Origin of the sequence: Streptomyces sp. NBC_00289 (assembly GCF_041435115.1) — a bacterium.
Lineage (GTDB): Bacteria > Actinomycetota > Actinomycetes > Streptomycetales > Streptomycetaceae > Streptomyces.
This window is the reverse complement of sequence record NZ_CP108046.1, coordinates 8,882,033-8,895,490: the sequence shown is the minus strand read 5'-3', so window position 1 is coordinate 8,895,490 and position 13,458 is coordinate 8,882,033. Positions and strand designations below refer to the sequence as shown.

The 13,458-nt window shown below is 73.5% G+C and carries 15 protein-coding genes; 8 read left to right on the top strand and 7 right to left on the bottom strand.

Going from position 1 to position 13,458, the window contains the following annotated elements; all coding sequences use genetic code 11:
- Positions 1-124 precede the first annotated feature (124 nt).
- On the bottom strand, positions 125-955 hold the full coding sequence (locus OG985_RS40255) for a putative protein N(5)-glutamine methyltransferase (RefSeq protein ID WP_371673323.1): 831 nt from the start codon (positions 953-955) through the stop codon (positions 125-127).
- Positions 956-1,340: 385 nt separating this feature from the next.
- On the opposite strand from OG985_RS40255, the gene OG985_RS40250 reads away from it, so the two are divergent.
- The gene (locus OG985_RS40250) at positions 1,341-1,745 is read left to right on the top strand and encodes a MarR family winged helix-turn-helix transcriptional regulator (RefSeq protein WP_371674631.1); all 405 of its coding nucleotides are present in this window, start codon (positions 1,341-1,343) and stop codon (positions 1,743-1,745) included.
- Between the two features lie 18 nt (positions 1,746-1,763).
- Here the strand turns inward: OG985_RS40250 and OG985_RS40245 are convergent, their stop codons facing one another.
- Together OG985_RS40245 and OG985_RS40240 are read right to left on the bottom strand one after the other, a co-directional pair.
- Positions 1,764-2,495, bottom strand: coding sequence for a GNAT family N-acetyltransferase (locus OG985_RS40245; RefSeq protein ID WP_371673322.1), 732 nt, complete (start codon positions 2,493-2,495; stop codon positions 1,764-1,766).
- A complete protein-coding gene (locus tag OG985_RS40240) occupies positions 2,492-3,418 on the bottom strand; it encodes an NADP-dependent oxidoreductase (protein ID WP_371673321.1) in 927 nt (308 codons plus the stop codon). The genes OG985_RS40245 and OG985_RS40240 overlap by 4 nt, the downstream gene beginning before the upstream one ends.
- A gap of 209 nt (positions 3,419-3,627) precedes the next feature.
- Here OG985_RS40240 and OG985_RS40235 point away from each other — a divergent pair, with 209 nt between their 5' ends.
- From OG985_RS40235 to OG985_RS40225, 3 genes are all read left to right on the top strand, one after another.
- Complete coding sequence (locus OG985_RS40235; protein WP_371673320.1) at positions 3,628-4,233, top strand: sulfite oxidase-like oxidoreductase; 606 nt, start codon at positions 3,628-3,630, stop codon at positions 4,231-4,233.
- Positions 4,226-4,996, top strand: a complete 771-nt coding sequence (locus OG985_RS40230) for a ferredoxin reductase (protein ID WP_371673319.1) — start codon at positions 4,226-4,228, stop codon at positions 4,994-4,996. Before OG985_RS40235 ends, OG985_RS40230 begins: the two co-directional genes overlap by 8 nt.
- Positions 4,997-5,613: 617 nt before the next feature.
- Positions 5,614-6,195: a hypothetical protein gene (locus OG985_RS40225; protein WP_371673318.1), complete on the top strand. Its 582-nt coding sequence runs from the start codon at positions 5,614-5,616 to the stop codon at positions 6,193-6,195.
- A 23-nt stretch (positions 6,196-6,218) separates the two neighbouring features.
- Here the strand turns inward: OG985_RS40225 and OG985_RS40220 are convergent, their stop codons facing one another.
- A complete protein-coding gene (locus tag OG985_RS40220; protein WP_371673317.1) occupies positions 6,219-6,587 on the bottom strand; it encodes a hypothetical protein in 369 nt (122 codons plus the stop codon).
- Positions 6,588-6,690: 103 nt separating this feature from the next.
- Here OG985_RS40220 and OG985_RS40215 point away from each other — a divergent pair, with 103 nt between their 5' ends.
- The 3 genes from OG985_RS40215 to OG985_RS40205 all read left to right on the top strand — a co-directional run bounded on the left by OG985_RS40215 (position 6,691) and on the right by OG985_RS40205 (position 9,809).
- Positions 6,691-7,659: an acetylxylan esterase gene (locus OG985_RS40215; RefSeq protein ID WP_371673316.1), complete on the top strand. Its 969-nt coding sequence runs from the start codon at positions 6,691-6,693 to the stop codon at positions 7,657-7,659.
- A 118-nt stretch (positions 7,660-7,777) separates the two neighbouring features.
- A complete protein-coding gene (locus OG985_RS40210; protein ID WP_371673315.1) occupies positions 7,778-8,944 on the top strand; it encodes a serine hydrolase domain-containing protein in 1,167 nt (388 codons plus the stop codon).
- A gap of 130 nt (positions 8,945-9,074) precedes the next feature.
- Entirely contained in the window at positions 9,075-9,809 is a 735-nt protein-coding gene (locus tag OG985_RS40205; protein WP_371673314.1) for a GntR family transcriptional regulator, read from the top strand.
- Between the two features lie 211 nt (positions 9,810-10,020).
- Here the strand turns inward: OG985_RS40205 and OG985_RS40200 are convergent, their stop codons facing one another.
- Entirely contained in the window at positions 10,021-10,746 is a 726-nt protein-coding gene (locus OG985_RS40200; RefSeq protein ID WP_371673313.1) for a class I SAM-dependent methyltransferase, read from the bottom strand.
- A 5-nt stretch (positions 10,747-10,751) separates the two neighbouring features.
- The gene (locus OG985_RS40195; RefSeq protein ID WP_371673312.1) at positions 10,752-11,315 is read right to left on the bottom strand and encodes a PadR family transcriptional regulator; all 564 of its coding nucleotides are present in this window, start codon (positions 11,313-11,315) and stop codon (positions 10,752-10,754) included.
- Positions 11,316-11,402: 87 nt separating this feature from the next.
- Between OG985_RS40195 and OG985_RS40190 the strand changes: the two genes are divergently transcribed.
- Positions 11,403-11,801: a nuclear transport factor 2 family protein gene (locus OG985_RS40190; protein ID WP_371673311.1), complete on the top strand. Its 399-nt coding sequence runs from the start codon at positions 11,403-11,405 to the stop codon at positions 11,799-11,801.
- A 71-nt stretch (positions 11,802-11,872) separates the two neighbouring features.
- Here the strand turns inward: OG985_RS40190 and OG985_RS40185 are convergent, their stop codons facing one another.
- Positions 11,873-13,117: a cytochrome P450 gene (locus tag OG985_RS40185; RefSeq protein WP_371673310.1), complete on the bottom strand. Its 1,245-nt coding sequence runs from the start codon at positions 13,115-13,117 to the stop codon at positions 11,873-11,875.
- Positions 13,118-13,458 lie beyond the last annotated feature (341 nt).

Genomic DNA, 13,458 nt, shown 5'->3' with positions numbered 1-13,458 from the left:
GCGAGCCGTGCAACCCCGCGCCGCCACAGCCGGACGACCCCGCCCACGCGGGGTTGCACGGCCAGCGCGGCCTGCGCCACGACGCCGTACGCCACCGTGACCGACGAGCGCGGCCGAGCACCGATCAGGCGCCCTTCCGCGCCCGGGTGCCGATCACGACGACGGCGTACAACTCCTCGGAGACGGCCGGGCGGGCCGTCAGGCCGCCCTGGGTGAAGGCGTCGAGGGCCGCTCGCGCCTGTCGTTCGCTCGTCTCCACCAGCAGGCAGCCGCCGGGCGTGAGCCAGCGGGACGCCCCGGCGGCCACCCGGCGCAGCACGTCCAGGCCGTCCGTGCCGCCGTCGAGCGCGACCAGGGGTTCGTGCTCGCGTGCCTCGGCGGGCAGGAGGCCGACCTCGGCGGTGGGAACGTACGGCACGTTGGCGGCGAGGATGTCGACCCGGCCGAGCAGGTGGCCGGGCAGCGCCTCGAAGAGGTCGCCGCGGTGGACATGCCCGCCGACGGCGGTGACGTTGCGGCGGGCGCAGCGCACTGCGGCCGGGTCGACGTCGGCGGCGTGCAGTTCCACCCGGCCGAGGGCGGCGGCCAGGGCAAGGCCGACGGCACCAGACCCGCAGCACAGGTCCACGACGACGGACGCGTCCGGGGCCTGGGCGAGGGCCTGTTCGACGAGGAACTCGGTACGGCGGCGGGGCACGAACACGCCGGGGGTCACGGCGATCCGCTGCCCGGCGAACTCGGCCCAGCCGAGGACGAGTTCGAGAGGTTCACCGGTGACACGACGGTCCACCAGAGCGGCCAGTTCGTACGGGGTGCGGGCGGCGGCCAGGAGCAGCCGCGCCTCGTCCTCCGCGAACACACAGCCGGCGGCGCGCAGCACGGCCACGACGGCGTCACCGGACGAGGGCGAAGGTGATCGCGGTGACGAGGGAGGCAACGGGGAACGTGGAGGCATGGAAGCGAGAGCCTTTCGGGAGCCGAAGGGCGCTCTCGCGGTCACCTACTGCGGGTGATCCGCGCCGACTCGAGGGATGAGCACCCGACCTGACGCAGCGGTAATGGGTCTCACCTCCTCGAAACAGGGCCGGGATCGTCCGCAGCCGGACGGCAACCTTACACGGTGATCAGCGGCAGGCGGCCGACGCACCCCGGCGGCCGCAGGACGCGGCCTCCCGGCCGTCCGCCGACCTCACCACACCCCCTTGCAGTTGTATTATGCAACCAGAGGTGAGGGAGGTCCCGTGAAGGCAGCCGAACCAGCTCGGGCAGCCGTGTCCGAGGACGCGGGCGGCGCGGGCCGGCCCGCCGCGGACACGGCCGTGGAAACCATCCAGCGCGAGATGACCGTCTTCGCCCGCCGCGCCCGGGCCTCGGCGGGACGCATGCACCCCGAACTGTCCCTGGTGTCGTACACCCTGCTCGGGCACCTCGAGGAGAGCGGCGGCGGCCGCCGAGCCACCGACCTGGCCGCGCACTACGCCCTGGACAAGTCGACCGTCAGCCGCCAGGTGACCGCCCTGGAGCGCGCCGGGCTCGTCGAACGGCGACTGGACCCCGACGACCACCGGGTCCAGGTGCTCCACCTGACCGAGGCGGGCCGCCACATCCTCGCCCAGGTCACCGAGAGCCGCCGCGCGGCCTTCCGGGAACGGCTCGCGGACTGGCCGGAGGAGGACCTGGAACGGTTCGCCGGCTATCTCGAGCGGTACAACACCTGGTCCGCCACCGGAACCGGGAACGCCTGAACGGCCGAACAGGCCCGCCTACGCCACCGGCACCGCCTCCCGTGCGTCCGGCAGGTTCTCCGGTGCCCGCGCCGCGAGGAACGCGGTCTTGCGGCGGAGGCGGAAGCCCAGCGACTCGTACAGTCGGACGGCGTTGACGTTGCCGGCCCCGGTGTGCAGGAAGGGGGTCTCGCCGCGTTCCCGGATGCCGTGGGCGACGGCGAGGATCAGCCGGGTGGCGAGGCCCTCACCGCGGAAGGCGGGGTCGGTGCAGACCGCGCTGATCTCGGTCCAGCCCGGCGGGTGCAACCGCTCCCCCGCCATCGCGACGAGCCTGCCCTCGCGCCGTATGCCCAGGTAGGTGCCGAGCTCGATGGTGCGGGGCAGGAAGGGGCCGGGCTGGGTCAGCGCGACCAGGTCCAGCATGTCGGGGACGTCGGCGGGACCCAGGAGGACCGCCTCGGGGTCCGGGGCGGCCGCCAGTCCGTCGTCGACCAGCTGCACGCCCTCGACCCGGAAGGTGATCTCCCAGCCGTCCGGAACTCGTCCCCGGAAGCCGGGCAGCGGCACCTCGCCGCCGGGACCCGCGAGCGCCGCGAGGTCGGCCCAGTCGTCGGGGCCGGGGTCGTCGGGCAGCGCCAGCCAGGGCGAGACGTCGACGGGGTAGCGCAGGACGCGCCCGCGCCGTTCGGCGAAGTGGGCGTGCGGGCCGGTCAGGGAGGCGAGGGCGGGGTTGTCGAGGACGTGCGCGGCGCCGTTCACAGAGCTCATCGGGCGACCTCGATCACGATCTTGCCGCGGGCGTGGCCTTCCTCCACCGCGCGCAGTGCTTCTCCGGCGCGGTCGAGCGGGAAGGTCCGGGTGACGTGGGGGTCCAGCTCGCCCTTCACGACGAGGTCCGCCACCGCCTCCAGGCGGTCGGAGGTACGGAACCGGGTGACGCGCGCACCGCCCAGTTTCTCCACGTCCTCGGCCGGGGCGCCCGCCGTGACCACCTTCGCCGGGTCGGCGGGCAGCGTGGCAGCCTCGGTGAGCACGTCGGCGCCCACCAGGTCGTACACGCCGTCGACGCCCTCCGGCGCGGCCGCCCGCACGCGCTCCGTCCAGCCGGGTCCGGCCGGGACGTGCACGGCGCCGAACGACTCGACGAGGTCCTTCTTGCCCTCACTCGCGAGTCCCACGACACGCAGACCGCGGGCCCGGGCGATCTGTACGACCGCCACGCCGACCCCACCGCCCGCCCCGGTGACGAGCACGGTCGCACCGGAGGGCAGCCCGAGCTGGACGATGCCGTCGAGCGCGGTCGCGGCGGCGACGGGCAGGGTCGCCGCGTCGGCGAAGGACAGGGCCGCCGGCTTGCGCGCGATCAGGTCGACCGAGAGCAGGGCGTACTCGGAGTACCCGCCCTCGACCGGACGGCCGAAGACCTCGTCCCCGACGGCGAGGTCCCGGACCTCCTCGCCGAGTTCCTCCACGACACCGGAGACCTCGTTGCCGAAGACGGCGGGGAAGGCGTAGGAGCCGCTCTCGCCGGGACGGCGGTAGCCCGTGCGCTGCTTCCAGTCGACGGGATTGACTCCCGCGGCCCGGACCGCGACCAGGACCTGACCGGGTCCGGGAACGGGCCGGTCCACCTCGACGAGCGCCTCGGTCTCCGGGCCCCCGTAGCGCGTGAAGACGTACGCCTTGGGCATGTGTGTCCACTCTCCTTCGCGGTCGCCGGGGCGCCCGTCGCGGGCGCCACCGGATGCGGCACCTGTCGGCAAGGAGGACGGGCGGGCCGCTATTCCCGGGGCGCCGGAGAGTTCATACCGCCTTAATGATCGGGGGTCGCCCCCACGTCCGGCGCCGGCCGCGAGGCACGTACCGTTGGCCGGGTAGGCAATCTGGAGGCACCACCCGCATGCACGTCACCCGAGGCTTCACCGGACGCCCCCGCGTCCACAACCCCGGCCTGCCACCCGGCCAGTACGACGCGGGCGACGAGTGGCCCGTCCTGTCCGCGGAGGTCACCCCCGACCTGACGCCCGCCGACTGGAGCTTCCGGGTCGACGGTCTGGTGGAGAAGCCCCGAACGTGGGACTGGGCGCAGGCGCACGAGCTGGCGGCCTCGGCGTACGAGGGTGACATCCACTGCGTGACGAGCTGGTCGAAGTTCGGGGTGCGGTTCGGGGGCGTCTCGCTGGACACGTTTCTGGATGTGGTGCGGCCCCATGGGTCCGCCACCCATGCCGTCGCCTACTCGCACACCGGCTACACCACGAACCTTCCGCTCGCCGATCTGACCGGCGGGCGTGCCTGGATCGCCTGGGAGTACGACGGGAAGCCCCTGGCACCCGAGCACGGCGGGCCGGCGCGGCTGCTGGTGCCGCACCTGTACTTCTGGAAGAGCGCCAAGTGGATCGCGGGACTGCGGATCCTGGACCACGACGAGCCGGGGTTCTGGGAGCAGAACGGCTACCACGCGCGCGGCAACCCCTGGCAGGAGCAGCGGTACTCCGGTGACTGAGATCTTCCCTCGCCCCGCTTTCACTCCCACGACACGGTTCGCCGTGCCCGGGCGCATCGCCGTGAGCGGCCGCGCCGCCGCGCTGTGGCAGACCGCGACGCTCACCGAGATCCGCCGTGAGACCCCGCTCGCCGCGACCTTCCGGTTCTCGGTGCCCGCCTGGGCCGGGCACCTGCCGGGCCAGCACCTGATGCTGCGGCTCACCGCGGACGACGGCTATGTGGCCCAGCGCCACTACTCGATCGCTTCCGCGCCCGACGACTCGGGCCACATCGAACTCACCCTCGACCACGTCGAGGGCGGCGAGGTCTCGGGCTGGTTCCACGGCGTGGCCAAGCCAGGGGACGAGGTCGAGGTGCGCGGCCCGCTGAGCGGCTTCTTCGCCTGGCCCGGCGACCGGCCCGCGCTGCTGATCGGCGCCGGTTCCGGCGTCGTACCGCTGATGTCGATGGTGCGTCACCACCGGGCGCGTGACCTTCGGGTGCCGCTGCGTCTGCTGGTGTCGGCACGCAGCCCCCAGGAGCTCATCTACGCGCGGGAGTTGGGCGCGGAGACGACCCCGGTGTTCACGCGGAGCGCGCCCGAGGGTGTGCCCGTGGGACGTGTGGCCGCCGCACATGTGGCGCCGCTCCTGGCCGAGCAGCCTCCTGGTGGATGGGAGGCCTATGTGTGCGGCTCCAACGCCTTCGCGGAACACGCGTCGCGGCTGCTGCTCGAGGCAGGACAGCCCGTGGACCGCATCCGCATCGAACGCTTCGGCTGACGCAGGCGCCGGCCGCCACCCGGTGAGGCCGGCCGGCGGCGGGGGGCTCCGCGTCCACGCCGTGCGACCCGGGCACCGCCGGGCACCGCCACGACTGTCGGCCGGCCCTCGGCGCGTGCGGCACCGCCGGGCACCGCGACGACCGTCGGCGGCCCCCACGCACCGTCGCAACCACCGGCAGGCCCCACCCACTGCCGCTGCCACTGCCACTGCCGCTGCCGCTGCCGCTGCCGCTGCCGCTGCCGCAACGGTCGCCCCTGTCGGCCTCCCGACCCGCCGACCCGGAGACCCGCAGACCCGCCGACCCGACCCGCACCCCCCCCCACCGGACCGCTCGGCGCCCGCCTCCCCATCCCCCGCACTCACTCCCGCATTGCCCTCCCCCGAGCCCCCTCCGACCCTCCTGTCCCGCACGCCCCCGCACGTCCGCGCCCCGTCCGCCCCGCGCCCGCCTCGCGCTCTCCCCGGCGTTTCACCGCCCCGCGGCTGGGCACCGGGAACCGGCGACCGCGACCAGTCGTCCGGCGCTCCGTGCGGGAGCAGTTGGTGAACGGCGGCAGCGGACGGATACTGGATCCGGATGAGCACTCGCAGCTGTGCGTGGTGCGGAGGTCGACATGCGAACCCGGTTGCGCGGTTGGCGCTGGCGGCGCAATCCGTTGCGGCGCCGGTCGGACGCCGTAGAGGCGTGGACGATGCTGGTCGTCGTCGTGCTGCTGCTGGTGGCCGCCCCCCTGGCCGGAGCGGTCGCGGGATGGTGGGCCCACGACGAGGCGCGCGCCGTCGTCGCCACGGAGCGCGCCGAGCGTCATCGGGTGCGGGCCGAGGTGGTCGGCAGGACCCCGGACACGTTGCCCTCGGTGGGCGGCCGTGAGCACTCGTACCGGGTGAAGGTCCGCTGGACCGAGGCCGGCACGGGGGTGCGTACGGTGACGGCACGTGTCCCGGCGGGCAGCCACCACGGCGATGTGGTCGACGTGTGGTTCGACTCCCGGGGCCGGAGTGTGGCCCCGCCGCCCGGCGAGAGCGCGGTCTGGCAGCACACCCTCGCGATGGCCGCGTGTGCCACGGGCGGCGCGGTCGCCGTCGTCCTGGTCGGACAGTCCCTCGTCCGCACCACGGCCACCCGGCACCGGATGGCCGAGTGGGAGCGTGACTGGGCACTCACCGAGCCCCAGTGGACCCGCCGCCGCGCCTGACCGGGCGCCGCCGGGACACCGGTTCACCCACCGGATGCGGCGGGGGCGGTGCTCCGCGTACGGGCGATGCCCCCGTGGGTCCGGAGCGCGTCCGCCCGTGCGGGCAGGGCGGGCTCGGCGCGGTCGACGAGGATCCGGGCCGGGACGATCGTAGGCCGCCCCGACCCAGGCCTCGCCCCCGGTGGTGCCCGGCGTGGCCTGTCGTCCGGCGGGCGGAGACGGTCGCCGCGGCCCCCGGCTTGGGTCCCGGCGGAGCCGACGGCGGTGACCCGACCACCCGTGATTGCCACCCAGCCGCCCGGAACCTCCCGCCGCTCGTCCACGACGACCGATTCGGCGTCCCTGACCAGCGGTTCCACCACCTCGACCGGCGCTTCGGCGGCAGACGTCATGGTGTCGTCGTGGATGCGCACGGCGCAGGGGACCTGGCGAGTCGTCCGACCTCACCCGTACGGTGTGATCATCCGCACTCACTTTCCACAAAGGCGGTCCTACATGGCCCTGTTCGACCTTCCGATCGAGGAACTCCGCGAGTACCGCAGCGCGTCCGCCGAGCCCGAGGACTTCGACGCGTTCTGGGCCAAGACCCTCGAGGAGACCCGCGAGCACGACCTGGACGCCCGTTTCGAACTCGTCGACACGGGTCTGACCACGGTGAAGGTGTACGACGTGACGTTCGCCGGGTTCGGCGGTCACCCGGTGAAGGGCTGGTTCACCCTGCCCGCCGAGGTGTCGTCGCCGCTCCCGGTGGTCGTGGAGTTCGTGGGCTACGGCGGCGGTCGCGGCCTGCCGCACGAGCATCTGCTGTGGGCGTCCACGGGCCGGGCGCACTTCGTGATGGACACCCGCGGCCAGGGCAGTGCCTGGGGCGGCGGTGGTGGGACCGGCGACCCGGTGGGCGGCGCGCCGGCCTACCCAGGTTTCATGACCCGGGGCATCGACGCACCCGAGAACTACTACTACCGCCGGGTGTTCACGGACGGCGTCCGGGCGGTGGAGGCGGCCCGTTCGCACCCGCTGGCCGATCCGGGCCGCACGGTGGCCGTCGGCGCCAGCCAGGGCGGCGGCATCACGATCGCCGTGGGCGGACTGGTTCCGGACCTGACGGCGGTCGCACCGGACGTGCCGTTCCTGTGCGACTACCCGCGCGCCGCGACCATCACCGACCGTCACCCGTACCGGGAGATCGGCCTCTACCTCAAGACGCATCGAGGCCGCGGTGAGGACGCCCTGCGCACCCTCTCCTACTTCGACGGTGTGCACTTCGCCGCCCGTGGCCGGGCACCGGCCCTGTTCTCGGCGGCCCTGGAGGACCAGACCTGCCCGCCCTCGACCGTCTTCGCGGCCTTCAACGCCTGGGCACACGAGGACAAGGCGATCGAGGTGTACGACTTCAACGACCATGAGGGCGGCGGCCCGTACCAGGAGGCGGCCAAGGTGAGCTGGCTTCGGTCACACGCCTGAGGGGCGACCCGTCCGGATGCGCGGGGGCGGCCTTCCGCCCAGTCCGACCAGTCGGTACGTTCGGGGGGTTCGGGCCGCAGCGTCGCGGCCCGGGTTTCCGGCGGACGACGGAGGGCCCATGTCCGAGCACGAGGCAGACGTTCACGGTCACTGCGACACACGTTTCGCGGCGGTGCGCACGGCGTTCGGGGAGAACTTCCGCGCACGCGGCGAGCTGGGCGCCGCGGTCACCGTCACGGTCGACGGCGAGACCGTGGTGGACCTGTGGGGCGGCTGGGCCGACGCGGCCCGCACCCGCCCCGGGGAGCGGGACACGCTGGTCAACGTGTGGTCGACGTCGAAAGGGCCGGTCGCGCTGTGCGCGCACATCCTCGCCGACCGGGGGCTGCTGGACTTCGACGCTCCGGTGGCCGCGTACTGGCCCGAGTTCGCCGCGGCCGGCAAGGAGAAGGTTCTCGTACGACATCTGCTGTCGCACCGGTCCGGGCTGTGCGGTCCGCGCGAGCCGCACTCGCTCGCCGACCTCTACGACTGGGAGCTGACCACGCGGCGGCTGGCGGCGATGGAGCCCTGGTGGGAGCCGGGAACCCGGTCCGGGTACCACGCGATGACGTACGGCTTCCTGGTCGGCGAGGTCGTGCGGCGCGTCTCGGGGCTGCTGCCCGGCGCCTTCCTGGAACGGGAGGCGACCGGACCGCTGGGGATCGACTTCACCATCGGGCTGCCGGAGATGGAGGCCGGCCGGGCCGCCGAGCTGGTGCATCCGCCGACCGCGTCGAGCAGCGAACAGGCCGCGGTCTTCAGCCAGTTGACGCCCGCCGCCCTCGCCGCGCTGGCCAACCCGCTGGTGGGCGCGACCGAGGCCAACTCGGCCGCGTGGCGGGCCGCCGAGATCCCCGCCGCGAACGGGCACGGCACCGCGCGGGCCGTGGCGGCGCTGTACGGGATCTTCGCCGGCCGGGGCGCCTACGACGGCCACCGCGTCCTTTCCGCCGAGGCGGCCGAGCGGGCACGCGAAGGACAGGGCCGCTGCCGTGACCTGGTCCTGGGCGCCGGTCTCGCGCACGACACCGAGATCGGCCTCGGCCTGTGGCTCAGCGGGCCGAACGGCTCGTACGGGCCGAACCCGCGGGCTTTCGGACATGACGGCTTCGGCGGCTCCTGCGGACTGGCCGACCCGGAGGCGGGGGTCTCCCTCGGGTACGTGATGAACCGTATGGGGCCTCATATCGCCGACGACCCGCGAAAGACGGCGCTGATCGACGCCCTGTACAGCGCGCTCTGACGGCCGGCCGGGGCGGGCCGGTTTCGGCCGAACTGCCGGGCCGCCCTTCCCTGCTGGTTTAGACCAATGCTAGATCTGGTGGCGCAATGAGCCCGCACGGCTACGGCATGTCACCAACAGGAGGCGCGGCATGGCCCGCACCGACCACCCGTCCACCGAAGAACAGCCGCTGTACTGGCGGATCGCCGTGGAGTTGCTCGGCGAACTGCGCGACAAGACCGTCCCGCCCGGCGAACGGCTGCCGGGTGAGCGGCAGTTGGCCGAGCACTTCGGGGTCAGCAGGGAGACCGTTCGGCAGGCGCTGGAGGTGCTGCGCCGCGACGGTCTCGTCGCTACCGACCGACGGGGCAGCTACGCCACTCTGCCGGGCCTGCCACTGGAGAACCACTCCTCCCTGACCTTTCCGGTGGGCGCGCGGGACGCGGAGCCCGGCGCCGCCGACCGGACGACCGTCACCTGGGAAACGCCGCCGCCCGCGCACGCCGAGGCGCTGGGGCTGGCTCCGCACCGGCCCACCCTGGTACACCGCTACGAGTCCGCCGGCGCCGACGGACGGGGCCGGCGCAGCGCCGTGACGTCCTTCTCCGCCGTGGCCCTCGCCGAGGTGGAGGAACTGGCCCGGTACCGCGACCGCGCCGACGGAGCCGCCTCGGCACAGCTGCGGCGGACCTACGACTGGATGCGCCGGGCGGGCCTCACCCTGCACCACCGGGACTCCATCACTCCGCTTCCCGACGCACCCTCGGTACGGGTCACCCGGCGCGTCCACGACCAGTACGCCCGCCCCCTGGAGATCACCGACCTCGTCGTGGACGCCGAACAGGACGCTCTCGTCTACGAGTTCACCCTCCCGTCGGCGGGCTGACGACGCGGAGCCGACCGCCGGCGTCCGGAGTCGGCGCCCGGCCGGCCGGCTCCGAAGGCGTCCGGGGCCGGCGGCGTTGGGGCCGCCGGCCGACTCTCCGCCCGACAGCGCAGACGCGGGCGCGGGCGCGGGCTCCGACGACCGCACCGCCGTCACGTCCGCCCCGGTCGCCGCCGCGCGGGGAGCGGACGGCGGCGGTGGGCCGTACGGACTAGTCCGGCCGCCGGGCCACGACCATCCGCACCCGGGGACTGCCGTCGCGCCGCCGCCCGAAGTCGGACAGGGCCTGGAGCTCGACCAGGAACCCGGCGCGCTCCAACTCCCGTCGCAGGTCACCGAACCGGTAGGCGCGGTAGTACATGACGAACGGCGGCCGCCACACGGCGTTGCGCAGCCGCATCACCCCGTCGAAGGCCAGCAGCATCCAGTAGGCGCGGGATCCCGGGCGGGGCGGGGCGACGACGGGAAAGGCCAGGCAGCCGCCCGGCCGCAGAACGGAACGGGCCTGCCTGAACAGCACCGGCAACTCCCCCGGCAGGAAGTGTCCGAACGCCCCGAAGCTGACCACGAGGTCGAAGCCGGGACCGAACGGGAGGGCGCGGGCGTCAGCGCGCACCCAGGAGATCGGCGGCCCCGGAGCGGGCGGGCGTTCCCGCGCGACGGCGAGCATGCCGGCGCTGAAGTCGACCCCGGTGACACTGCGGCGGCACACCCGTGCCAGCACACCGACTCCCGCGCCGGTGCCGCAGCACAGGTCGAGCCCGTCGTCGAAGGGGCCGGTCCGCCCAAGGGCCGAGGCGACGGCGTCGAGCACCGAGTCCGGCGTACGGAAGGGGGTGTGGTCGAATTTCGGCGCGAGCAGGTCGTAGCCGCGTTCGACGGACGAGAGCGCCTGCACGGCGAGTTCGCGCAGACCGGGGCCTTCGGGGCTGAACATCCGCGTCAGCCTAGAGGAACCCGGCGCCCGAGGACCGCGAGAACGCGCTCGCACCAGAGCAGGTTCTGCTCCTCGAACGAGATCCCCGCCATGAGGGTGAGGTACGGGCCGACCCGGTCGGCGGCTCGCAGATACTCCTCCTCCGTACACCCGCCGAGGAGCCGTTCGCGTACCCGTTCGTAGCGGGTGAGCTTTCCGCGCGCCCACGTCATGCGTTCCTCGACGAGGGCGCGGGTCCCCGCCGGGTCCGAGCCGTCCATGGCCTGGATCTTGATCAGGAGTTCGTCGCGGATCGCGGTGGGCCGACGGGTCGGCTCGGCCGCGAACGCGCCGAGTTCACCGCGGCCGGCCTCGGTGAGCGTGAACATCCGCTTGTTGGGGCGGCGTTCCTGCTGCACCACGCGCGCCTCGATCAGGCCGTCCTGCGCGAGACGTTCCAGCTCGCGGTAGAGCTGCTGCGGTGTGGCCGGCCAGAAGTTCGCGAGCGACACGTCGAACACCTTGGACAGCTCGTAGCCCGAGGCCTCGCCCTCCAGCAGGGCGGCCAGGACCGCGTACTTCAACGACATGTGGACACGCTAACAGCAGATGACTAATCTAATCCGCACCTACTCAACTATTTGACCAGACAAACTGGACGGACTGGAGAGATGTCGATGCGTGCATTCCGCGAGGCGGTCGAGGCACAGGACCTCGACGCCGCCGAGGCGCTGCTGGCGCCGGACGTCGTCTTCACCAGCCCGGTGGTCTTCAAGCCGTACACCGGAAAGGCCATCACCGCGGCGATCCTGCGCGCGGTGGCACAGGTCTTCGAGGACTTCCGCTACGTCCGCGAACTCGACGGCGCGGACGGCCGTGACCACGCGCTGGTCTTCACCGCCCGGGTCGACGGCCGTGAGCTCACCGGCTGCGACTTCATCCACCTCGACGAGGACGGTCTGATCGACGAGCTCATGGTCATGGTCCGTCCGCTGTCGGGCGCGCAGGCGCTGGCGGCGGCCATGGGCGCGCGCTTCGAGCAGATCGCCGAGGAGGCGCGGGCCGGGCTCGGCTGAACGCGCGCGGCGCGTCCCGCCGGCTCGCCGGTCGTCACGGCGGTTCCCGGTCATCACGGCGTTCACCTGGCTCAGCGGCCGAGGCGCACCGGAAGCGCTCGTACGCTGTTGCCCACGAAGCTGGAGTGACGGGAGAGCTCGCTTTCGGGGACGGCGAGGTCGAGGCCGGGGAAACGGGCGAACAGCCGCTCCAGGGCGAGGCCGGCCTCCAGCCGGGCCAGCGGCGCGCCCAGGCAGTAGTGGGCGCCGTGCCCGAGTGAGAGATGCCGTACGGCTCCCTCCCGCCCCGGACGGGTGACGTCGAACCGGTCGGCGTCCGGCCCGTGCACGGCCGGATCCCGTCCGGCGGCGGAGTACCCGGCGAGGACGGGCGTGCCCTGGGGTATGACCGTCCCGCCGACGGCCAGGTCCCGCACCGGGTACCGGAACGGGAAGTAGCTGACGGGCGCGTCCCAGCGCAGCGTCTCCTCGACGACGTCCGTCCAGCTCGCCCCGCCCGCCAGCACGAGGTCGAGCTGGTCACGGTGCCCGCACAGGGCCCGTACGGCGTTGGTGATCAGGTTGAGCGTGGTCTCGTGCCCGGCGATGATCATCAGCACCAGGGTGCCGATCAGCTCCTCCTGGCTGAGCCGGTCGCCGTCCTCGTCGCGGGCGGCGATGAGCGCGCTGGTGAGGTCGCCACCGGGCCGCTCGGTCTTGGCGGCCGCGATGCCCGCGAGGACGGCGACGAGTTCCCGGTTGGCGGCGACGGCGTCCGGCGGCGCGATGTCGGTGGCCACGACCTGGTTGGACAGCTGGTGCAGCCGCTCCCGGTACTCCGAGTCGACGCCGAGCAGTTCACAGATGACGCCCATGGGCAACGGCAGCGCGAAGTGCCGTCGCAGGTCGGCGACGCCACCGCCCGCCTCGGCCACCCGGTCCAGGTCGTCCAACAGCCGGGCGGTCAACTCCTCGACACGCGGCCGTAGTTCCTCCACCCGGCGGGCGGTGAACGCCCGGCTCACCAGCGACCGCAGCCGCCGGTGGTCGTCGCCGTCGGCGGTGGTCATGCCGTGCACGGTGGCGAAGGTGAGCAGCGGCCAGCCCGGGGCGATCCGCCCCTCACACAATGCCGTGAAGTGCCGGGCGTTCTTGGCGACTTCGGGGTGCGCCAGGAACTCCCTGAGCGCGTCGTGGCCGAGCACGGCCATCCCCTCGACGTCACCGGGCAGGACGACCCGGGCCACGGCGGCCCCGGCGAGCAGCCGGGCGTTGTCGGCGTGCGGGCAGCCGCCGGCGGGGTCCAGGCGGTGCGGCGCGACGGGCGAGGTGTCCAACGAGGTCTCCCTGCAAGCTGGTTGACGCCGTACGGAGCGACGATTCTGCCCCTTCGCAGCGCCGGGCGCACCACCTCGGCGAAGCCCTCCGCGGCGGACGGGGGACGGCGGAGGGCGGACAGGGGACGGTGGACGGCGGAGGGCGGACGGGGACGGGGACGGGGACCATATGGAATAAGCGAGGGCCCCAGCGCGTTGACGCCAGCGGAACCGACCTACGTGGTACAGTGCCGACAGCACTCGTGCACGCCCCTGATTTCGGGCGCCGGTGCCAGTTCCTCCTCAGTTCCGCCGATACACCAGCCGTCTCCGGCCGGTGCGACGGCTTTCCCGCACCACCT